General features: G+C 52.0%; 19 protein-coding genes. 7 read left to right on the forward strand and 12 right to left on the reverse strand.

Annotated features, from left to right (window positions below; genetic code table 11):
• Nucleotides 1–37: 37 nt before the first annotated feature.
• Both CBP31_RS14445 and CBP31_RS14450 read right to left on the reverse strand, forming a co-directional pair.
• A complete protein-coding gene (locus CBP31_RS14445; protein WP_087038357.1) occupies nucleotides 38–1,102 on the reverse strand; it encodes a 3-deoxy-7-phosphoheptulonate synthase in 1,065 nt (354 codons plus the stop codon).
• A gap of 122 nt (nucleotides 1,103–1,224) precedes the next feature.
• Entirely contained in the window at nucleotides 1,225–1,632 is a 408-nt protein-coding gene (locus tag CBP31_RS14450) for a VOC family protein (protein ID WP_087038358.1), read from the reverse strand.
• Between the two features lie 100 nt (nucleotides 1,633–1,732).
• Here CBP31_RS14450 and CBP31_RS14455 point away from each other — a divergent pair, with 100 nt between their 5' ends.
• Nucleotides 1,733–2,035: a putative quinol monooxygenase gene (locus tag CBP31_RS14455; protein ID WP_087038359.1), complete on the forward strand. Its 303-nt coding sequence runs from the start codon at nucleotides 1,733–1,735 to the stop codon at nucleotides 2,033–2,035.
• A gap of 249 nt (nucleotides 2,036–2,284) precedes the next feature.
• On the opposite strand, the gene CBP31_RS14460 is transcribed toward CBP31_RS14455, so the two are convergent.
• Nucleotides 2,285–3,253 (reverse strand): LLM class flavin-dependent oxidoreductase, encoded by a 969-nt coding sequence (locus CBP31_RS14460; protein ID WP_265414960.1) that lies wholly within the window; start codon nucleotides 3,251–3,253, stop codon nucleotides 2,285–2,287.
• A 230-nt stretch (nucleotides 3,254–3,483) separates the two neighbouring features.
• Between CBP31_RS14460 and CBP31_RS14465 the strand changes: the two genes are divergently transcribed.
• Nucleotides 3,484–3,981 (forward strand): prolyl-tRNA synthetase associated domain-containing protein, encoded by a 498-nt coding sequence (locus CBP31_RS14465; RefSeq protein ID WP_087038361.1) that lies wholly within the window; start codon nucleotides 3,484–3,486, stop codon nucleotides 3,979–3,981.
• 99 nt (nucleotides 3,982–4,080) lie between these two features.
• Here CBP31_RS14465 and CBP31_RS14470 read toward each other — a convergent pair whose 3' ends face one another.
• The 4 genes from CBP31_RS14470 to CBP31_RS14485 form a co-directional block, all read right to left on the reverse strand.
• On the reverse strand, nucleotides 4,081–4,704 hold the full coding sequence (locus tag CBP31_RS14470) for a type VI secretion system-associated protein TagO (RefSeq protein WP_161492534.1): 624 nt from the start codon (nucleotides 4,702–4,704) through the stop codon (nucleotides 4,081–4,083).
• Nucleotides 4,705–4,879: 175 nt separating this feature from the next.
• A complete protein-coding gene (locus CBP31_RS14475; protein ID WP_087038363.1) occupies nucleotides 4,880–5,647 on the reverse strand; it encodes a heme ABC transporter ATP-binding protein in 768 nt (255 codons plus the stop codon).
• Nucleotides 5,644–6,660 carry a FecCD family ABC transporter permease gene (locus CBP31_RS14480; RefSeq protein WP_087038364.1) on the reverse strand — a complete coding sequence of 339 codons (1,017 nt, stop codon included), beginning with the start codon at nucleotides 6,658–6,660 and terminating at the stop codon, nucleotides 5,644–5,646. The genes CBP31_RS14475 and CBP31_RS14480 overlap by 4 nt, the downstream gene beginning before the upstream one ends.
• Complete coding sequence (locus CBP31_RS14485; RefSeq protein WP_087038365.1) at nucleotides 6,657–7,553, reverse strand: heme/hemin ABC transporter substrate-binding protein; 897 nt, start codon at nucleotides 7,551–7,553, stop codon at nucleotides 6,657–6,659. The genes CBP31_RS14480 and CBP31_RS14485 overlap by 4 nt, the downstream gene beginning before the upstream one ends.
• 253 nt (nucleotides 7,554–7,806) lie before the next feature.
• Between CBP31_RS14485 and CBP31_RS14490 the strand changes: the two genes are divergently transcribed.
• The 3 genes from CBP31_RS14490 to hutZ are packed head-to-tail and all read left to right on the forward strand — an operon-like array spanning nucleotide 7,807 to nucleotide 10,843.
• On the forward strand, nucleotides 7,807–9,801 hold the full coding sequence (locus CBP31_RS14490; protein ID WP_161492535.1) for a TonB-dependent hemoglobin/transferrin/lactoferrin family receptor: 1,995 nt from the start codon (nucleotides 7,807–7,809) through the stop codon (nucleotides 9,799–9,801).
• An 18-nt stretch (nucleotides 9,802–9,819) separates the two neighbouring features.
• Nucleotides 9,820–10,323 (forward strand): heme utilization cystosolic carrier protein HutX, encoded by a 504-nt coding sequence (hutX, locus tag CBP31_RS14495; protein ID WP_087038367.1) that lies wholly within the window; start codon nucleotides 9,820–9,822, stop codon nucleotides 10,321–10,323.
• Entirely contained in the window at nucleotides 10,316–10,843 is a 528-nt protein-coding gene (hutZ, locus tag CBP31_RS14500) for a heme utilization protein HutZ (protein WP_087038368.1), read from the forward strand. The genes hutX and hutZ overlap by 8 nt, the downstream gene beginning before the upstream one ends.
• A gap of 214 nt (nucleotides 10,844–11,057) precedes the next feature.
• Here the strand turns inward: hutZ and CBP31_RS14505 are convergent, their stop codons facing one another.
• Genes CBP31_RS14505 through ttrB form a run of 3 tightly spaced genes read right to left on the reverse strand, consistent with a single transcriptional unit; the run spans nucleotide 11,058 to nucleotide 15,947 of the window.
• A complete protein-coding gene (locus tag CBP31_RS14505) occupies nucleotides 11,058–14,141 on the reverse strand; it encodes a molybdopterin dinucleotide binding domain-containing protein (RefSeq protein WP_087038369.1) in 3,084 nt (1,027 codons plus the stop codon).
• Nucleotides 14,134–15,198, reverse strand: a complete 1,065-nt coding sequence (nrfD, locus tag CBP31_RS14510; protein ID WP_087038370.1) for an NrfD/PsrC family molybdoenzyme membrane anchor subunit — start codon at nucleotides 15,196–15,198, stop codon at nucleotides 14,134–14,136. The genes CBP31_RS14505 and nrfD overlap by 8 nt, the downstream gene beginning before the upstream one ends.
• A gap of 8 nt (nucleotides 15,199–15,206) precedes the next feature.
• Nucleotides 15,207–15,947: a tetrathionate reductase subunit TtrB gene (gene ttrB / locus CBP31_RS14515; RefSeq protein WP_087038371.1), complete on the reverse strand. Its 741-nt coding sequence runs from the start codon at nucleotides 15,945–15,947 to the stop codon at nucleotides 15,207–15,209.
• Nucleotides 15,948–16,034: 87 nt separating this feature from the next.
• Here ttrB and CBP31_RS14520 point away from each other — a divergent pair, with 87 nt between their 5' ends.
• A complete protein-coding gene (locus CBP31_RS14520) occupies nucleotides 16,035–17,777 on the forward strand; it encodes a PhnD/SsuA/transferrin family substrate-binding protein (protein WP_151898816.1) in 1,743 nt (580 codons plus the stop codon).
• Nucleotides 17,778–17,822: 45 nt separating this feature from the next.
• Nucleotides 17,823–18,413, forward strand: coding sequence for a response regulator transcription factor (locus CBP31_RS14525; RefSeq protein ID WP_087038373.1), 591 nt, complete (start codon nucleotides 17,823–17,825; stop codon nucleotides 18,411–18,413).
• Nucleotides 18,414–18,622: 209 nt separating this feature from the next.
• Here the strand turns inward: CBP31_RS14525 and ansA are convergent, their stop codons facing one another.
• Nucleotides 18,623–19,633, reverse strand: a complete 1,011-nt coding sequence (gene ansA, locus CBP31_RS14530) for an asparaginase (RefSeq protein WP_087038374.1) — start codon at nucleotides 19,631–19,633, stop codon at nucleotides 18,623–18,625.
• Nucleotides 19,634–19,926: 293 nt separating this feature from the next.
• Nucleotides 19,927–21,777 carry a signal peptide peptidase SppA gene (gene sppA / locus CBP31_RS14535; RefSeq protein WP_087038375.1) on the reverse strand — a complete coding sequence of 617 codons (1,851 nt, stop codon included), beginning with the start codon at nucleotides 21,775–21,777 and terminating at the stop codon, nucleotides 19,927–19,929.
• Nucleotides 21,778–21,872: the final 95 nt, after the last annotated feature.

The following is a 21,872-nucleotide window of genomic DNA, read 5'->3' on the forward strand; positions in this document are numbered from 1 at the left end:
GCTATCCAAGACCAAGCTTTTGCAGTCTGCCGCTGTGCTATTCCATGGTGTCGTACAGTTTAGCTAGCAACAGCTCCGTATCAGACCAGCCGAGGCAGGCGTCGGTAATACTTTGGCCAAACACCGGCGCTTTACCTTTAACTACGGCTTGTTGGCCGGCTTCGATAAAACTTTCCACCATGATACCGGCTATATGACGGCTACCCGCGCGCAATTGCTGACAAATATCGTCCACCACTAACAGCTGGCGTTGATGCTGCTTTAGGCTGTTACCATGGCTTACATCCACCACCAAGCGCGCCGGCTTATCAATGTTGGTGAGCGCTTGGGCCGCGTGGGCTAAGCTTGCTGCATCATAGTTAGGCGTTTTTCCACCGCGTAAAATTACATGGCCAAAGGGGTTGCCGGCGGTTTGATAAATGGTCATTTGGCCGTTTTTATCGGGGGAATAAAAAATATGCCCGTGACTGGCGGCCCGCACCGCATCTAATGCAATTTGAATATTACCGTCGGTGCCGTTTTTAAATCCTACCGGACACGATAAAGCAGATGCCATTTCGCGGTGTATCTGAGATTCGGTGGTGCGTGCGCCAATGGCACCCCAGCTTATTAAGTCGGCAATATACTGGCCGGTCACCATATCTAAAAACTCGGTGGCAGCGGGCAGCCCCAGCGCGTTTATGTCGCACAATAGCTGGCGCGCCAGTTTAAGACCGGCATTAACATCGAAGCTGCCATTAAGATGTGGATCGTTGATCAGGCCTTTCCAGCCCACTATGGTGCGCGGCTTTTCAAAGTAGGTGCGCATCACTATGCATAATTTATCGGCGTAGCGTTCGCGCAGGGGCGCTAATTTTTGGGCATAGGCGAGGCCGGCTGCTGGGTCGTGAATAGAGCAGGGGCCAATGATCACCAGCAGCTTAGGGCTGTCACCGGTTAAAATGGCGGCGATTTCCGAGCGGGCATTGAGCACCGTCTGTGCCATTGCGTCGGTTAACGGACAAGCTTGATTGAGCTGTTGCGGGGTGATGAGGGTCGCCAGTGCTTGGCTTCTTAGCTCATCGGTCAGGGAGGCATTAGGTAAAGGAGTAGGTAAGGACATAGTCTGCTCTGCTGCAAAGTGGGGTGCGTAAGCACTATGTTCTTAACATAACGCAAAGCCGCGGTGCGTGACACCACGGCTTTGCAAAAATTAAGGTCTTATTGACCTCAATTCTCTAGCCCTTAAGGGTTAGTAAAGCGCTGGCCGGAAATATCGGGGTGATAAATCGGCTGTATTACGTTGCCCGCAGGATCCGTAATATGGAAGCTGCGCGCGCCATCACCGTGGTCGTGGGGGCGGTCTAGCATGGTCACGCCTTGGCTTTTTAAATACAAAAACCACTGCTCCAGCTGCTCTTTGGTATCCACGATAAAGCCAAAATGATCCAAGCTCTGCACGCCACTGGCGGGCAGGTCTGAACGGCCTAAAGATAAGTTATCGTTACCACAGGTGAGGTATACCAAGTCTGCGTGGGCGCGGCGCAGCAGCTGCATGCCCATAATGTCGGTATAAAAACGCTCACACTCTTCGAGATTGGGCATGGTGAAAGCGATATGACGCATGCCGTTAAAAGGGTTGGGTCTTTCCATGGCGGGGCTCCTTGTGAATCAGCTTATGGTGGCTGACTTGTCTATTACGGGAAGGTTTGTGTACTATTTGTTGAAATTAAATCACCGAACGGAGTTTACAATGTATTCAATTATTGTCAAAACCAAGCTGAAACCTGGCAAAACCGATGAATTCTTAGCTGCCATGTTACCTAATGCCGCTGCCTCAGTGCGTGACGAGCCCGGCTGCCATATCTTTGATGTGCTGCAAGACCGAGAAGATCCTGAGCTGTTTTGGTTGTATGAAATCTATCAAGACGAAGCCGCACTCGCCGAGCACAAACTGACCCCGCATTACAAAGCCAGCCGCGCCGTGGTTACCGACCTCATTGCCGAGCAATCCGTGATCCGCGCCGATGTATTAGCGGTAAATCCCGCTCGCTAGCAATGTGAGGAATGATGAGTAAAGGGTGAAGGGTTAAACATAGGACGAGATAACAAGACTAAAGATCTCTTCGCCACGCTTGTTTGTAACAAGAGTCACGGAACCCACAGAAAATAAAACCCAACATAATTACTCATTGGTTAAGAGCGGAAGTCTTAAATAATAAGCTTTAGGCCTGTTGTTCTTGTCCGTGTTCTTCCGTGGATTCCGTGGCAAAAAAAGGTTTAATCTTTAGGTTATTTTGTACTATTAACCCTTCGCCAGCTCAGCCAGCAGGCTTAGGCTGTGGTGGCGGGCGCTTTGCTCGTAGACATCCGTCACCACCATTAACTCGTTGGCACCGGTTTGGGCGAGCAGGGCATTGAGCTTAGCTTTTACTTGCTTTGGCGCACCGATGGCGGCGGCGGATAAAAACTGCTCCACGCCTTGCTGCTCATGGGGTAACCAATGGCCGTCCATGCTGGTAACAGGAGGGTTCAAGCTTAAAGATTGACCTCTAAATAGCGCCAATATTTTTTGCTGACCGGAAGTGGCTAACAACTGAGCTTCTTGCTCGGTGTCGGCCACCACTACCGGTACGCCAATAATCACATACGGCTCGGCCAATGTAGCAGAAGGGCGGAAGTTATTTTTATACAAGTTCACAGCTTCAAGCATCATGCGCGGAGCAAAGTGGGAAGCAAAGGCATAGGGCAGGCCCATTTGTGCGGCCAGTTGGGCGCTAAATAAGCTTGAACCCAGTAGCCAAATTGGCACATTGGTGTCGGCACCGGGAATGGCTTTGAGCTTTTGACCGTGCTGCATGGGGCCTAATAATTGCTGCAGTTGTTCCACTTGTTGTGGAAAGTCTTCTGCATCTTCGGGGCGGCGATGCAGTGCCCGCATGGTGGCTTGATCACTGCCCGGTGCGCGGCCTAAACCTAAGTCGATGCGATCTGGATACATAGTGGCCAAGGTGCCAAACTGTTCGGCCACCACTAACGGCGGATGGTTGGGTAACATAATGCCGCCGGAGCCGACGCGAATGCGCTGGGTATGACCGGCAATATGGCCGATTAATACCGCAGTGGCAGAGCTGGCGATACCTTCAATATTATGATGTTCGGCCAGCCAAAAGCGCTCAAAACCCAGTTGCTCCACATGTTGCGCCACCGCCACCGATTCACGAATGGCGTCTGCGGTGCTGTACCCGGTGCGGGTGGGCACTAAATCCAACATGGATAGCCTGATATCAGAAAGTAAAGATGTACCAGAGAGTAAAGACGGGGTGGTTAAAGACTCAGTAGATGACATGCTAGCCTCGTGTTTGTGCTTATTGGTGATAGTCGACATTGAGATAACAACATGTTTGACTGCACTTGGCCAATATTGATTGTCTAATATACTATTTATCTAAAGTAAGGCGTATCTAATATACGGTCTTTCTGATTTTAAAGAGAATAAAAACTATGGATATACTAGCGCAGCTAGCGAGTTGGCAGATAACGCCCCCCTTAATTGAACACCCACCTTTGTTTACCTGCGACGAAGCGGATAATTTATTACTGGAGCGCCCGGGTACTCGCCTTAAAAATCTATTTTTACGCGATAATTACGGTCGTCGTCATGCGCTTTTATTAACCACACCGCATAAGCAAGTCGACTTAAAAGCGTTATCAAAGCAGTTGGGTTGGTCGCGCATTGGCTTTGCTTCCGCTGAACGTCTAGACAAGTATTTAGGCGTGGAGCCGGGCCATGTGTCTGTGCTGGCCTTAGTGAACGATGCGCTTAATCAAGACGTAGAGCTGTGGTTAGATAATGACTTGGTTGAAGGTGATGATTTTCATTGTCATCCACTGCGCAACACCGCTACCGTCTTGCTCAGTAAAGCCGATCTTGCGCACTTTGCCGCACAAACCGGCCACAGGCCGCAGTGGATTGAGGTGCCAGAAAGAGACGAGCAGTAACGTTCAGCTCAACGAGAGTTCCCTCGCTCCCATATTCTGCTGGGAGCGTATTTAGCACCACACACTTACCCTAGCGACACGTATCTAGCAGGCACATACCTACCAGACACAGGCTTCGCGTAACGGTTTAATGGCTTCGTCTAATCCTGCAATGTTAAAAACGGCGGTAGAGGGTTTTTGATTAAAAGGCGTGATCTGAGCCACCATTTTATCCGTCGTCAACATGGCTTTTAGGGTATTGATGGGTGACTTGTTAAACGACTTTTGTCTATCAGAGGAGAGGGTCCACTTTGATTTTTTTGCATCGTCGTCGCCGATTCTAAGCGTTACCTTGGCTTCGCTGCCTAGGTATATTTGCCAGTCGATGAACATTTCTGTTTTTTCTGAGTCGCAGCGTGCCACCAACATGATGGGCTTGCCAAATCGAGAACTGCCAGAGTCTGCTATCAAAAATATATTGACCGTTTTTGTGTCGTCAATAGGGTCTGTTTTTTTCTCAACCGTCCATTGTCCTGTGCCGCCCAATTGAGCTTGATCTGTGTGCTGACCGCTAAGGTTGTGCGTCTTTGCTATCTGGTCATAGCACTCCAGTCGCGAGAAATCTTCCTCAATCACTGCGCACTGTTCAATGGCGCTTGAGAGTATTTGCTGGGCCACTGTTGGTGCGGATATTACTGGCGCAGATATGGTGAGTGCTAGTGCGGTCAATATTAGTTTTTTCACTATTTGACTCCTTCCCGTTAAAATTCAGCAGTTTAGAATTTAAGAGTATCACTTCTGTGTCAGCGTCACAGCATCGTACCTAACCTTAGTCATCCGAGGAGTGCAACGACGCGGCGATTCACGGTTATGCAGTGCGCCGTAAAGCTAACGCAAATCTTGATGTGCAACAGTGTATCTATACCAGCACCGGGTGGCCGTGGGGGCTGTGTAAGAGTTGAGCTTGATAGCCAAAATATTGCGCTATATTGGCCGTCGTTAGCACTTGTTCGGCAGTGCCTAGGCTAACAATCTGACCGGCATCGAGCAGCACCAGTTGATCGCCATAGCGGGCTGCTAAATTGAGGTCGTGCACTATGATAAGCACCGCACAGCTCTGGCTGGCCAGACGGCGCGCCTCACTCAATAAGCCATGTTGCTGGCCCAAGTCCAGCGCCGAGGTGGGTTCATCTAATAGCAAGATGCGCTGCGCAGTCGGCCCCGCTAACTGCGCCAATACTCGCGCAAAATGCACCCGCTGCTTTTCACCGCCCGACAGTCTGGGATAAGGCGCATCGCGCAAGTGCCATACCTGAGCTTGGCGCATGCACTGCTCGATAATGGGCAAGTTTTCGCACTCACCCGTGGCATGGGGAATACGGCCTAAACTGACCACTTCCCGCGCCAGAAAAGGAAACTGCAAACTGGATTGCTGGGGCAACACGGCAAGTTGGCGAGCTAAGGCTTGGCGACACCACAAGTTACGGGCGCGGCCAAAAAAGCGCACTTCGCCGCTGGGCGCATGCTCGCCGGCTACACATTTAAACAAGCTACTTTTGCCGGCACCGTTGGCCCCAATTAAGGCGGTGACTTGGCCGGCATGCAGCTGCAAATTAATGTTGTGTAATAAGGTGCGCTTTTGCAGCGTTAAGCTAAGTTCGGTTATCTCGAGTAAAGGCGTATTCATGCTAAGCCAAGGCCTCGTTTTTGTTTTAACAGTAACCATAAGAAGAAGGGCGCGCCGAGTAAGGCGGTGATGATGCCTACCGGCATTTCAGCCGGTGCGGCAATGGTACGCGCCAGCATATCCGCCAGTAATAATAACCAAGCCCCCAGTAGCGCAGATAAGGGCAGTAAACGACGATGATCGGGCCCCACCACCAAGCGCACCAGATGCGGTACCACTAAACCCACAAAGCCGATAATGCCCACGGCAGCCACAGTTACCCCCACCGCAATGGCGGCCAATATGACCAAGCGCCGTTTCAGTGATTGCACCTCTATGCCTAGGTGGCTGGCTTCTGCTTCGCCTAAGGCTAAGGCGTTCAACGCATGGGCGTGGCGGCGTAATAACAGGGTTAATACCAAGGCCGTGATCAGCACTAATGCCAGCTGATAAGGATCACTTTGGGCCATGGATCCCATCTGCCACAGGGTGAGGTCGCGCAGTGTTTGGTCGTCAGCCAAATAATTCAGTAAGCCTAAAACACCGCCACTTAGAGCACCAATGGCCACCCCGGCTAACAGCAAGATACTGACCGAGGTTCCTTGAGTAGTACGGGCGAGGCGATACACCACTAAGGTGGTCACTAAGCCCCCGATAAAGGCCATAAAAGAGGTGACACTGGCGCCTAACCAAGCCGGCAATAGCGCGCTAAAAGGAGCCAATATCACCATGGATACTGCCGCCCCAAGGGCTGCACCGCCCGACACACCAATGATCCCAGGATCGGCCAGCGGGTTTCGAAACAGGCCCTGCATAATGGCACCACAAATGGCCAAAATGGCGCCCACCCCCAAACATAATAAAGTGCGAGGCAGGCGAATATGCACCAGCACCAGCTGCTCGGTGGCGGTGAGGCGCCAAGGGTTCACCAAGTTGCTAATATCCAGCGCCATGGGGCCAGTGGCCAGCGAGCTAACGCCGGTGAGTGCCACTAAGCCCAGCAGCAGGGCGGGCCAAACCGTAGTGCGGTTCATTCTGGTGTCTGCGCATGTGGGGTTAACGGGTCTTGTGTTAACGAATGCAGTGCCAAGTTATCAGGTGCTAGCCAATCCTGCTGCAAGCGCTCGGCCTCACTTAGGGTGCTCAAACCAAAACCGCCAATTAAGGCCTTACCGTTAATCGCCACTATGGCCTTATGCTGCGCGGCGGGAGTGTGACTCAGTAGTGGAAACTGCTGAAAAATTTGCTCTGTATCCGCCCCTTGGGTGAGATGGCGCCGACTGATCAAAATCACCTCCGGCGCCATTGCCACTAACGCTTCCATGGCCACCGGCTTATAGCCTTCCACTTGTGTGCTGGCCGGATTCATCCCCCCAGCCACTTGGATCAAGCTGTCTGCCAACGTGTGCCGACCGGCAATTTGTACGCTATTGCCTTCCCCCAATAACAAGAAAATGGTGCGTTTAGGCGAGTCTATTGGCTGTGCGCGCAAGGCAATGGCCCTTTGCTGAACGGCTTCGTGTAAAGCTTGGGCTTGGGGCGCGCGGTCGAGTAATTCGCCTAAGTGGATAATATTAAGCTGTAACTGGGCAATCGTCATGGCCTCGGGCAGGGCCTCTACTTGCACGCCAGCTTGGCGCACCAGTGACAACGCCGTTTGCGGGCCCATTTCCTCACTGCCAATCACTAAGCTGGGTTGAGTTGAGAGCATACCTTCGGCGCTTAATTGACGGTGATAGCCTAAACGGGGCAGCTCACTGCCTGCGGGCAATTCACTGGTGCTGTCGACGGCGACTAACTGGTGTTGAGCCCCCAGCGCCACGACTAATTCGGTGATACTGCTGCCGGCACTTAATAAGCGGGCCGGCTCCGCTGCCATGCTTGGCGCACTGAGCAACATCAGCATTAACCAACCGCGTGTTTTCATGATTCATCCTTTATTGAAATGGGGGTCACTTTATATGTGAGGGCCAAAAACTCGCGGTTATCTTTCCAAGGTATGCGCATCGCATCTAACCAAAAATGCGCATTCAAAAAAATAAGCGTGCTGACGATTTAGCAGCCTAAGAGTACGGATATTTCCATTAATGTCTATTACTAATCTTAATGATAATGAATTGCATTCAATTTTAAGTTGTATTAGCCTGCAGCCTGTTAAATTTCAGGAACAAGGATAAATCGTGAGAAATAATAGGCAGTTAAGGGTGGGGATACGGCGCACGGCGTTAGCCATAGCGATAGGGAATAGTGTGTTTAACCCTGTGCTGGCAGCGCAACTGAGTGAGTTAGATGAAGTCTTAGTACAGTCCAGCCGAGATAGCAGCACGGCGGCGCAAAGCAAGCGCGCCACGGCGGTGATCACCCGCCAACAGCTGGACGAACAGCAGCCAGACTCGGTAGCCGAGGCGCTTAAATACCAGCCCAATATTGAGATCGGTGGCGGGCCACGGGCCAGCAATCAGCAGCCGGTGATCCGCGGCTTAAGTGGCGCTCGGGTCTTGCAGATCTCGGACGGGGCGCGGCAAAATTTTAACGCCGGGCATCGTGGTACCTACCAGATAGATCCTGAACTGCTTGAACAAATAGATGTGACTAAAGGCCCAGCAGGCAGTATGTGGGGCAGTGGTGCCATTGGCGGTGTGGTGGCGCAAACTACCCGTGATGCGCGAGATATGCTTAAGCCTGAGCAACGGCTTGGCGGATATGCCAAACAAGGCTTTAGTAGCGCGGCGGACCAAACTAAAACCAGCGGGGCTGTTTATGGGCGGCTCAACGAGCAAGTGGATGTTTTAATCAACGGCTATTACAGCGATCAAAATAATATTCGCCTCGGTAACGGTGATGACCTTATGTACTCCAGCGAGCGTGATAGCGGTGGCATGGTGAAGCTGGGTTGGCAGCTAGATGATAATCAACGCCTCACCCTGAGCCACAGACGCAGTGAGAGCAGTGGTGCTGTGCCGAGTAATCCGGCGGCAAATGTGGTTGATAACAGCTCCGTTATCGATCGTGAGTCCACAGATAGCAACAGCATCTTGGAGTATGCCTTCAACCCGTCTTCAGCGCTGATCAATGTGGACGTGAGCCTGTTTCACAATCGTACTCAAATAGATGAATTTCAGATGGTGAAGGGCGAGCAAGACAGCACCGACTATCGCACTGTGGGCTTGAACTTGGTGAATCGCTCCACCTTAGACTGGGGCATGCTCACCTATGGTGTGGATGGCTTTGAAGATAAAAGCCAAGGTGAGCGTAGTGGACCTAATCGGCCAATACCCGCAGACGGTCGCACTCAAGTTATGGGTGGTTTTTTGCAAGCGGACTTGCCGCTGGCAGATGCCTGGACCTTAACGCCAGGGCTGCGTTATGACCACTTTAAAACAGAAGCTAACAATATCAGCGACTCTCAGCGTAGCGACGATGAGTGGTCTAAATCCTTGGCGCTTAGCTGGCAAGCCAATGACTGGCTGGAATTAATTGCCCGTTATGACGAAGCCTTTAGGGCGCCCACCAGTGAAGAGCTGTATACCACGGGCACTCATTTTATGGTCGGGCCTTTCAGTAATAGCTTCGTGCCTAACCCCGATCTCAAGCCAGAAAAAGCGCAAAATAAAGAGCTAATAGCCCGTGCCCAGTTTGTCGATCTCTTAGCCAACGATGACAGCCTTACGCTGAATGCCAGTCTATTTGAAAATAGGGTGACAGACTTTATTGAGACTCAAGTGATTATGGATTTCGCCAACCGCGTGTTTGAGTCGCGTTATCAAAACGTACAAAACGCTAAACTACGAGGAGGCGAGCTGGCCGTTAACTATCGGTTACAAGACCTAGATCTTGGTTTGTCTTACGGGCGCACACTGGGCAAAGATGCAAACACAGGGCGTGCGCTAGAAGGCATACCCGCCGACAAATGGGTAGCCAGCGTGGGCTATTGGCTATGGGACCGCCAACTGAAGCTGGGCACCCAGCTGACGCACGCGGATTCAGTCAGTGCTGATAATGCACAATACGACGATTATACCTTGCTCGATGTGGGCGGCCATTGGTATGGCCTAGAGGGCATTGAGCTTGGTCTTACCGTGGACAACCTCACCGACCAATACTATCAACGAGCCTTTAGCGAATTATATGAAGCGGGCCGTAACGTGAAAGTGAACGCCTTATATCGTTTTTAAATCGAGGATTAAAAAGCTATGCCGGAATTAACCCGCCAAGTACGGGCACTATTGACAGCCGAGCCTAAGTTGCGCCCGGCTGATATGGCGCGCCGCTTAAGCATTTCTGAATGGGAGCTGGTGAGTCGTTTGCCCAGTGAGCTGATTTTTACGCTGCCGGGGTCGGTGGCACAAACCGTACTAGAGCGAGTCAGCCAGTGGGGTCGAGTAACCACCATAGTGGAAGTGGCGGGCTCTATCTTTGAAGTGAAAGCGCCCATACCAAGTGGTCGGACAGGGTACGGTTATTACAACTTGCAAGCTGAGTTTGGTGAATTAGACGGACACCTCAAGCTAGATGCAGTGGCGAATATCTCGTTGCAAAGCAAGCCCCATCGCGGCAAGGAAGCGTATGCCATTGTGTTTTACGATGATCAGGGGCACACCATTTTTAAAATCTACTTGGGCCGGGATGAGCGGGTAGTGTTGTTTCCTGAGCAGGTCACACAATTTAATGAATTAAAGGAGCTAAAATATGTTTGATAAACAGGAACGTTTGCAGGGTCGTTTAGCACCGGAAATTCGCGAATTTCGTGATGCGACTCGTACTCTGGTTTTGGCCACTGTGGATGCCAATGGCACGCCTAACGTAAGCTATGCGCCTTTTGCGCTGTTGGAAGATGGCTATTATATCTTGATCAGTGAGATGGCACGCCACACTAAAAACTTGCTGGAGAATCCCAAAATATCCTTGATGATGGTGGAAGATGAGCAAGACAGCCGCACCTTGTTTGCCCGAAAACGGCTAACCTTTGAAGCCACCCCTGAACTAGTACAACGCGATACTCCCGCTTGGCAAGCAGGGATTGAGGCCTTGCATGAACGTTTTCAGGAAACCGTATTGGGCTTGAGCCAGTTAGAGGATTTTCATCTCTATCGCTTAGTGCCCATTAAAGGTTTATTTGTCAAAGGTTTTGGGCAGGCGTTTGCGGTGAGCGGAGATGATTTGGTTGATGTCTTGCACTTAACCGATGGCCACAGGCCCGTCGCTACAGCCCCTTAAGCGGCTAGTTAAAGACCGCGACCTTTCTTCGCCTTTATGTACGAAAATCGAGATCCTGACGTGCGTCAGGAAGACGGCATAATGAAAACACCGAGCAGAATTTAAACCATAGTGCTCGGTGTTTTGTTTTCTGTTGTATTTAAAAGCTAGGCGCTTGGTTGATCAGTTTATGTTTTGTTCACCTCACGCCTCACGCCTCGCTTCTCACGCAGAATTATATCGCCTCAATCCGCCCGGGCAGGCCTTGGCGCACGGCAGCGCCGCTGGTCCAGTCCAGCCAGACGTTGGCCACGTCTTTGCGAGTAGGGTCCATCAGCCCCAGCAAATTTTGGTTTACCCCTGCTCCTAAACGCGGATTAGCGGCCATGGGCTGACCGTCAATCTCGTGAGCGCGCGCACCTAGCTCGGTGTGGCCATAGCCGTGTTCAATGGCGATGGCGCCTTCCACTATGCCATCGCGCACCAGCGCTATGCCTTCCACTTGGCCGCCGGGGGTAATTAAGCGCACCCCTTGGCCGTGAATGATACCGGCGCGCTCGGCGTCTTTACGGTTGATGCTGATGGGGTTTTCTGGATGGATCATGCGCAGCCGCTCGGCACCGATACTCGATGAACTCATGATGTGCGACTTATAAGAGGTCACTAATAACGGCCAGTCTTGCTCGGAATAATGGTCACGCATGGCACTGCCATCTGCAAAGCGAGGGCCAAACTCAGTGGCGCATCCGGGAAGCTTTTCACCGGTCATGGAATGAATGGTGCGGCCGATAGTCGGGTTCCAAATACACAAAGTATTGGTGGTGCGATTTTTCATTAGCTCGCCTTCCCAGCCACTCTCAAAAGGCGCAAAGCGACCGCCACGGCTGAGCACAAAGCCGACCTTGCGTTGTTCATCCTTGGCCAAGGTTTCGCTAATCAGTGGCATTAGGCGTGCCGCATTTGTCAGCATTAAGTCGTCGGCACTGGCGTCCGGTACCGGATCATTATTGGCAAAGGCCAAGTTAGCCGCCGCGCGCAAATAGAAGTCCGACGCCGTATGCAGGCCGTGCTGGTTGCTTTTATGATCGGTAATGGCGTTATCACCGTAACCGGGCAAGTCCATCTTTTTGGCCACCGCGATAATAAATGACTCTAAACCCACATGATCGCCGTTGGGCAATTTAGGGGTGGCGGGCGTGACCACGGGCCAGCGGGCGGTGGTGGTTTTTTGCGGCACGCCACTCCAAGGCTTAGTGAAGCCCCAGCTCTCGTAGGTGAGGGTGTCTGGCACTATATAATCCGCCAAGGCGGTGGTTTCGTTAATAAAGCCATCGATGGCGATAAATAGCGGCAACTGCTTAGGATCTTTTAGCTTGTCACCCAAAAAGGTCTGAGCGCCGCCAATGCCATACAAAGGATTGGTCATGTGACTTATCCAGGCTTTTAAGCGGTACGGGTAACCGGCGAAGGCCGCCGCCAAATGCTCGGTAAGCAAAGGCGAAGAAAAGGAAAACCAAGGGGCCCGTGCCGGATAGGGCGAGATGCCAGCGGCCACTTTGCGCTTATATTCGCTGCTGTTTTCGTAAGGGAAACGGTTGCGGGATAAGAACACCCCTTTAGGGCCAATTTTACCGGCAAAGTTTTCTAAGTCGTAACGGGGCCCGCCATCCACACCCGCGACGCCACCGGCACCGGGAGCCAGTCCGCCTTTGGCATTAATGTTGCCCAGCAAGGTGTTTAAGGTGAGTACCGCAAACGCGGTATAAAAAGCGTTGCCGCTCATCATGCCGCCGTGGGCGTCTACCGACGCCTTGGTGCCGTGGCGCTTTAGCGTTTCGCCCAGTCCCGCAATAATGTGCTCGGGCACGCCGCAATGTGCACTGTATTGAGCAAGGGTTTTGCGGGTGGCCGACTCTTTTAAGCACAGTAATGAAGATTTTACCTGCACCGGCACTCCGTTGATGGTCACGGTACGGTTCACCCACAGCTCGGCAGGTCTGGCTTCGGTATGAGCCATCAGTTCGCCATTGGCTGCATCCACCACCATATTTGTTTCGTTATCACCTATGCCTAGCTTTTTGCCTAAATCTGCCGCCGTTAAAAAACGGCCGGCTTCTGGGTGCGGAGCCTGCAGCACCAAGTAGGTAGCATTGGCATGGCTGGGTTGTTTGGCAGCGGCTTGAGCAGCTGGGCCGGGCTGAGCTAAATAATCGAGATTAATGCCGTCGTTTTCCATTAACCAGCGAATAATACCCATGGCTAAGGCGTCATCGGTGGCGGGTTTAATCGGCACCCAGCGTCCGCGCTGTTCATTAAGGCGGCTAATGCTGTTGGGCAAAGTAGGCGCGACCACTACGTAATCTAATCTTCCCTCACTGCGCGCCTCGGCCAATTGACGACCTTGGCGTTTAAAGGGGTTACCAGCCTGAGCCGGTGAGGTACCGATGCACAGTACAAATTCTGCATGATCCCAGTCCGGTTTACCGTGGCTGAATTTTTGTAAGTCGTTAAAGACCGCCCCGGCACCGGCGCGATAACCAAAGCCGCAATAGCCGCCGTGGTGACCAAAGTTACGGGTGCCGTAGCTGTTAAAAATAAAGCGCTTTAAGAAGCTATCGCGTCCCTCGTCACCGGCATTGGTGACCATCAGCTGATTAGCCTTGGGGCCAAACTCGGGGTTATTGGCATCCACTGGGGTGTCTAGATCGCGAATGGCGCGCAAGCCCTCTACGTGGCCTTCACCAAATAAGTCGCCGCCTTCTACCACTTCGCTAATCAATTGCTCGAAGCTAATAGTCTGCCACTTACCTTCACCGCGCTGGCCGGTGCGCTTCATGATCTTGGTTAAGCGATAGGGGCTTTGTAATTGCTCACTTAATGCAGCGCCTCGCGCACAGGCGGTGGATCTATGCTCAAGGCCTGACTCACCTGCCAGTTGTTTAAACACCTCGCGCACCGGTGTTTCTTGGGCGGGCGCATGGGTATTAGATAGCGGATGATAAGGATTACCAGCAATGCGCAGTACCTTGTTTTGCTTGGTGTCGACTCGGGCGCGCAGGCCACATAAGGTCCAGCAGCCAAAACATTGTACTGGGCTCACCACTTGGTTTTCGCCCATGACTAACTCGTTATCAGCGGTCAGCATAAACTCGGGCTGCAGCGCATTACCGGCAATACGGTGATTGGTGGGCACGCCACTGGTGCCATTGATCAGGCCTTTGACCGCTTTTTTGACCGGGTCTGCATAACCCACGGCAAAGGCTCCGGTGCCACCGACTATCATGCCAGCTTGTAATAAGGCGCGACGTTTCTTATCCATGACGGACTCCCATATTATCCAGTAAGGCCCACACCACAGCGGCCATGGCCAGCCATAAACCAATGGTGCCAGCGACGATAATGCCAGCTGAGCCCAGTAAATCTGCGCTTAAGTGATACAAGCCGGCGCCGTATTTAGGCACGGTTTGTACGTTCATTAACACCACCCATCTAAATCCCCAAGCACACAAGATGGCGAGCAGGGCGGGGATAACATCCAAGCGATTAACAATACTGCGGCGCCGAGCCCAGCACAGTACCCAGAGCAAAATGCCGCCGGCTAATGACACCAATAACAGGTCTCGCCAGAAGCTGAAGTTTAGAAAAATACGCGTAGCCTCAGTCCAAGAAGGCGAGCCTAACATCACGCCAGTCAGTGCCCACAACAGCATGGCCGCCGTGAGTGCGCCCAATGTGAGCAACATGTTGCGACGTAAGGGCAAGATTTGAGCCGAGACACGCGGGAATAAAATATCCAGCAGCAACAACAGGCCAAACAAGGCAAGGAACGCGGTGAGTAAGAAGTTCACCGGCAGCCAAGCGGTATCCCATAGCGCTCGGGAGCGCACTACCATCACTTCCATGCCCGTATAGATCAAGATGCCGACAGCCGACAAGGCGGTAAGCCAAGCCAGCCCGTGCAGTACCTTGCCTGTGGGCCACAGCGGTAATTCACACCACCACTTTAGCCACGCCTGCTTGGGTGCCAGCAAGGTGACTAACATACTTAATGACACCACTAGGGCTAATGTCACAAATATTGGCAAGATCAGCGCGCCTATCCACATCCAAGAGCTGGGGGTGAGCTGGGTATAAAAGTGCCAAAAGCGTAACGGTTGATGTAGGTCTGCCAATAAGGCCACCGGCCCGCTCACGGCACTGATGCCCATAATAAAGGCCAAACGCCAGCGCCAAGGGTGCAATGACGAGCCCTCTATTAAGGCAAGCGGCAATAACAAGGCGGCGGTGGCAGCCAACCCAATCAAAAAGAAATATTGCACCGCCCAGGGCAGCCAAGGTGCGTCCGCATGGGTGGTCAGCAGTTCAATAACAGGCATATAACCTCCTAATTATGCTCTGGAAACCAAAGTCCGGGTTGGCCATCGATGCGATCTACAAACTCATCACCCAGGCCGATGTAATAGACTTGCGGCGCCGTGCCTTGTTCAGGCTTGAGCACTTTGATGTCGTCGCTATGCGCGTGCAGCAGTCGGCTAATAGTGCTATTCGGATCTTTCATATCGCCAATGACTCGCGCGCCGCCCACGCAGGACTCCACGCAAGCAGGCAGTAAGCCCACTTCTAAGCGGTGTACGCAAAAGGTGCATTTGTCGGCAGTTTGCGTCTCGTGGTTAATAAAGCGCGCATCATAGGGGCAGGCTTGTACGCAATAAGCGCAGCCCACGCATTGCTCGTTATCCACTACCACTATGCCGTCGGCTCTTTGGTAGGTCGCCTGAGTGGGGCACACAGGTACACAAGGGGGATTGGCGCAGTGGTTGCACAATCTGGGCAGCATTACTTGGCTCACCTGCTCGGTCTCGGCCACTTGTACTTCATACTGTTGGACTGTGGTGCGAAATTGACCGATGGGCGGTAAGTTTTCCATGCTGCAACTCACGGTGCAGGCTTGGCAGCCAATGCATTTACGCAAGTCGATGATCATGCCATAGCGTTTATTGCCATCACCTTCACGCGCATCAAGTGTGTTGAGCGGTGCCGCTTGTAGTTCGGTTACCGGGATCAGGCTGGCGCCGGCAGTGAGCCCGGTCAAATTTCTAAGAAATTGTCGTTTGCTGATGTCCATACATGGCTCCTCAGGAGTAATGAGTGCTATTGTCTCGGGCTTGCACTCATTAGCTCTATTGTGGTTTACCACATAAGGCACTTTGTATTGATCTGGAACAGGTTTATATACCGGTTATTAGGTGTTTACCCACTATTATTACTAAGTTTTTCTGCCCTCAGCCAGCCATATCAGGTGGGCTTTTTAGCGGTGCGCGGTGCAACGCACGCCCAAGCACAGTGGGCGCCCACTTTAGCGCTGCTTAATGCCCAAGTGCCCGACCATGAGTTTATTGGCCACTATCTTAGCCAAGAGCAGCTAGACGCAGCACTTGCCGAGCAAAGCTTGGATTTTGTGGTAACTAATCCGGCGCACTTTATGCTTAGTCATCATCAACCTCTTAACTGGCTGGCGTCCTATCTAGACCCACACTACGGCCAGGCGCGGGCCAGTGTGGCGGCGACCCTGTGGGTGCGGGCCGACAGTGAGCTCACCCAGCCCGAGCAATTGCGCGGGCAGCGGGTGGGTGCGGTGCACAAAACTGCCTTTGGCGGCTACTTGTTAGTGGCTGAACAATTACGCAAGCGCAACATTTCGCCTCAAGAATTAGCACTAACTTTTAGTGGTTATCCGCTGGATGCGCTCGCCTATGGACTGCGCGATGGTGTGGTTGCTGCCGCTATTTTGCCCAGTTGCTTGCTGGAAGACATGGCGCAAGACGGCTTAATCGAGTTGGCGAATTTTCGCGCACTTATGGTGCAGCCAGACTCGCGCTGCGTACGCTCCACACCGCTTTATCCGGGTTGGAGTTTTGCCAGTGTCGGTAATCTTGATGAGTCGGTACTCAGAGCTATCACCCAAGCATTATTGCAGTTTGAGATAGCCGGCCAGCCTCAATGGGGGGCTGCAGTGCGTCTGGATGAAGTGGCGAGCTTATTAATGGACTGGCAACTGGGGCCAGAGCCCAGCCCTATCGCCCACGAGCGTTTGTTACGCCAATTTATGCTGCAGCACTGGCCTTGGTTGGCGTCTTTTGTCGCGCTCTTGCTCGGCCATTTATTGTATCACTGGCGGGTAACGGTATTGCTGCGCCGGCGCAGTAAAGAATGCGCACAGCTGCATAGCCAAGTGCAGCAAAAAGAACAGACCTTGTCTCACGCCCGCCAACGCATTTTAATGGGTGAAATGGCCACCGGCTTGGCCCATGAGCTGAATCAGCCGTTATCTGCGATTCAGGCTTACGCTCAAGCGGGTGAATTAATGCAAGATACGGCGCAACATAAAACGGCGTTTAGTCAGATAGTGGCGGAAACCGAGCGCGGGGCGGCCATTATTCGTCGTTTTCGCCAATGGGCCACCCAACCGTTACCCAGTGCCGAACCGGTGGATCTCAATGAGCTGTGTCAAGAGTTAGTGACGCGCTTAAGCCCACGAGCCGAGGCTTTGGGAGTGAAATTCAAAGCGGAGTTAAAAGCGCAGCTGGCGCAGTCCACTCTTAACCCCGCTATGTTAGTTACGGTGCGCCCAGCGGTGGAGCAAGTGCTAAATAACTTATTAAACAATGCCCTCGAAGCCCAAGTACGGCGGTTAAGCCAAGAGCCGGCACATCAGGCTTGGATAAGCCTGAATGTAAGTCCTGTGCAAACTGGCTGGCTGCTATTGATAGAAGACAATGCGGGTGGCATAGATGAAGATATTATCCGCACCTTACAGCACAATTTACCCGCCAGTCATTATCATGGCATGGGCATTGGGCTGTTAGTCAGTCATCGTTTGGTGTTGCGTTTACAAGGGCAATTAATCGTGAGTAATACCGAGCAGGGCACGCAAGTGCGATTATTGTTTAAATAATGTGTTAGCTAATGATTTAACGGTTTTTTTAATTAAGGAGCAAGGGTGCAGGTTTATATTGTTGATGATGACAGTCAAGTATTGGCGGCCAATCAGTTTTTATTACAGGCCTTGGGTTATTCAAGCCTGGGTTGGCAGGATCCCGAGCAATTCTTGGCCGAAGTGGATACTCAAGTGCCTGCCATTTTATTGCTGGACTTAGCCATGCCCAAACTCGACGGCTTACAGGTGCAAGCTGAGCTGATGGCGCGCAATAGCTTAGTGAGCGTGATTTTGCTGACCGGTCACGGCGATGTGCCGCAAGCGGTGGCCGCCATGAAGCAGGGCGCGGTAGATTTTTTAGAAAAACCGGTGGATGTGAAACGTCTAAGTGCGGCCTTTGCCCAAGCCAAAACTCGGGTGGAGCAATTACGCCGCCACGAGGATATTCGCCAGCTTTTTGCTCGGCTTTCGGCCCGCGAGCGAGAGGTGGTCAGCCTAGTCGCCGAGGGTCTCACCAATAAAGCCATCGCCGAGCAGTTGTGTGTGGCGGTGCGCACCATAGAAGTGCACAGAGCCGCCGCCATGGGCAAGCTAAAGGTGGCCAATATAGCCGAGCTGCTCAATCATTGGCAGCTGTTGAATAGTACGTATTAAATGATGGTGACTGGTGACTGGTGACTGGTGACTGGTGAATGAAGGCCAAGAGTTTTCCGCCTACAAAACTCAACAGCGAGATCCTGACGTACGTCAGGATGACGGCTTAACTGTGCTCTCTAATCCTGATTTTACCCATAATATCCTTTTCAGATCTGCGCACTATTTTTCCGGGGGCTGTGTTCTTCCGTTGCCAAACAGGGGTTGCCTTACCTCGTTAACTCCCCGCGTAAGCTCTTACCCATTAGGCTGCGTACTTCATCAGAGGTAAGGTTTTTACTGAGCAAATAATGCAATTTGGTTAAAGCGGCTTCTATGGTCATATCAAAACCGGACACCACACCCGCTGCTGCCAGTGCTCGGCCAGGGGCATACTCGTGCATATTCACGCTGCCGCGTTGGCACTGAGTAAGGTTAACAATTATGACGCCGCGCGCGCTGGCTTCAGACAGTAACTTGAGCATGGCGGGATTTTGTGGGGCATTGCCCACGCCGTAAGACAACAGTAGCAGCGCTTTGACCGGCGGCTGCAATTGGTTGGCCAGCACTTGCGGGCTAATGCCCGGATACAAGGTAACCATGGTAATGGGTTGGTGCGTGATCGCGCTTACTGTCAGGGGTTTTCCGCCGGCTTGGCCCAGTTTCCCCGCCTCTAAGCTGATGTTAATACCGGCGTTAAGTAAGGGCGGGAAGTTGGGGGAGTCAAAAGCCTCAAAGCCGTCTGCATGCTCTTTGCTGGCGCGATTGCCGCGGTATAAACGGTTATTAAAAAATAATCCCACTTCGTTAATGGGAAAGTGTGCCGCTATATAGAGTGCATTTAATAAATTTGGACGACCGTCAGTTCTTAGCTTAACCAGCGGAATTTGTGAGCCAGTTACGATCACCGGTTTATCCAAGTCTTCGAGCATAAAAGACAGCGCGGAGGCGGTGAAGGCCATGGTATCTGTGCCATGTAACACCACGAAGCCGTCGTAATCTTGATAGTTGGCTTGAATGTCGTCAGCAATGTGCTGCCAATCGGCGGGAGTCATGTCGGCGGAGTCCATCAGTGGCTGGTATTCATGCACATGAAAGGCCGGCATTTCTTGATAATGAAACTCGGGCATAGCAGCCAAGCGCTTGGCCATAAAACCCGCCACCGGCGCATAGCCTCTAGGGGATTGTTGCATGCCAATAGTACCGCCGGTGTAGGCGATATAGATGTTCTTTTTCGCCATTAACGTTTACCTCAAGACTATTTCGCCACGGAAGAACACGGAACCCACGGAAAAATAGAGATAACTGCGAAAAGGACTCTTTATGGGTAACAGTGCAACAAAGTGAGTGTAGTGCGAAATCCGGCCATGCCGGATGTGTTGCAAAAACGCTACTCTTGGGCCTTTTCAAATGTGATCTCTGTTTTATCTTTCTTATCGTAGTAAAGAATCGTAGCTAAAATAGGTTTAGGGTGAGGGTTTATCTCGTCCTCTTCACCCTAAACCCTTCACCCATTACGACTCGCACCTCACGCTCAGAATCCCTGACAGGGCACGCACAATACATATTGTCCGCGCACATCGCTAAATTGCCCTAAGCTGCTGACTTCTTGTTGCACAAGCAGGGCGGCGGGGCGCAGGGCTTGCGGCAGGGCGGCCATGGCAATATCGCTAAGAACGGTGGAGTCACCCATAAATTGCGCCAGTAATTTATCTTTCGCAGACATGGGTAGCTTCACAGGCTTAACGTCAAACTCGCCTAAGTTAGCCAGTAAAGCGGCCCCCACTAGCGCATCGTCTATATTACCCAATTCATCTACTAAGCCGAGCTCTAAGGCCATTTGGCCGGTCCATACGTGGCCTTGGGCAACGCGCTCTACTTGGGCAGGCTGCATATCCCGACCCTTGGCCACTATGCTGACAAACTGACCATAAGTATGCTCAACGCTCATTTGAATCATGTCTTTCACATGATCCGGCAAGCCGGTGGTGATGCCAGCACCCACAAAATCGGTAGTGCCCACACCGTCGGTATTCAGGCCCACTTTTTGCAGCGCTTCTTCAAAGGTTAAAAATAAACCAAACACGCCAATGGAGCCAGTAAGTGTGGTGGGTGAGGCGTAGATTTTGTCGGCGTCCGCGGCTATCCAATAGCCCCCAGATGCGGCGGTACTGCCCATAGAAATAACCAGCGGTTTACCGCTTGCTTTAAAGTTGAGCAGAGAGCTGCGAATTTGCTCAGCGGCAAAGGCGCTGCCGCCTGGGCTATCTACGCGCAGCACTAGGGCCTTAATTTGGTCGTCTAACCGGGCTTCGTTAATCAGCTGAGTTAAATGCTCATCATTAATGCTATTAGGCGTGGCCGTATCCGCAGACATAATGGCGCCGCTGGCGGTGATAATACCCACCGCAGGAATGGTATTCGCTGTGGGTTTAATCGCAGCTTGAGTACGCGCCAGATACGTCGCCACATCTAGGCTCATATATTGATTGGTTTGGCTATTCCAACCTACTTGCTCGGCCACGGTTTGCAACATATCGGAGCGAGTGGCTAAGCGGTCTACCAAGCCTTGCTCCAGCGCATATTGCGCTGGGTCACCGTTCACCTTGGCGAAGCGGCTCAGCATTTGCTCTTTAGTGGGGCTAATGTGATCGGTAGGAATATTACGTAGCTTGGCGATAGTGTCTTGATAATGCTGCCACAGCTGGCCGAGCCATAATTGGGTATCTTCACGGCTTTCTTCCGACATATCATCACGAATATAAGGCTCAACAAAAGACTTATACGTGCCAACGCGAAATACATGCGGAGTAATATTAAAGCGCTCAAAGGCAGACTTATAATGCAGGCGATAGACACCTAAGCCTTGAATAGACACACCACCGGCGGGATTAAGTAAAATTTCATCCGCATGAGCGGCTAAATAATATTGACCTTGAGAGTAATAATCGCCAATGGCATAGACGGTTTTGCCCGAGGTTTTAAACTGCTCTATGGCCGTACCCACTTCGTCGAGTTTAGTAATGCTCGACTCCGTCATATTTTGTAATTGCAGCACCAGTACTTGAATGCGGTCGTCGGTGCGGGCCATATCGAGCGCGGTTTTAATTTGGCTTAAGGTCATGGGCGGGGGGGTATTATCGCCAGACAGCCATTTTTCAGCCATGCGTTTAGGGGAGGCTTGGGCTTCTTGCTCTAGCAGAGGTCCGGATAAGGCAAGTGTGAGCGCGGCTTTATCGGGTAAGGGCTGAGTGTTTTCATCGGAGCCAAACAGTATGAAGCCAAAGCTGACGATGATTAACAGTAATAAAGTGGTGATCAGTACTCGGATCACATTGAGCACTTTGACCAGTGCTCGGAACAGCCATTTAATTTTAGCCCACATAATAATGCCCTAAACGGAATGTTATTTAATTTCAATCATTATGACGGCTGCAGCGCCACAATACTATGCACAAACGCACGCCGTAAAAGCCATCA

This window comes from Oceanisphaera profunda, from assembly GCF_002157895.1.
GTDB classification, from domain to species: Bacteria; Pseudomonadota; Gammaproteobacteria; order Enterobacterales; family Aeromonadaceae; genus Oceanimonas; species Oceanimonas profunda.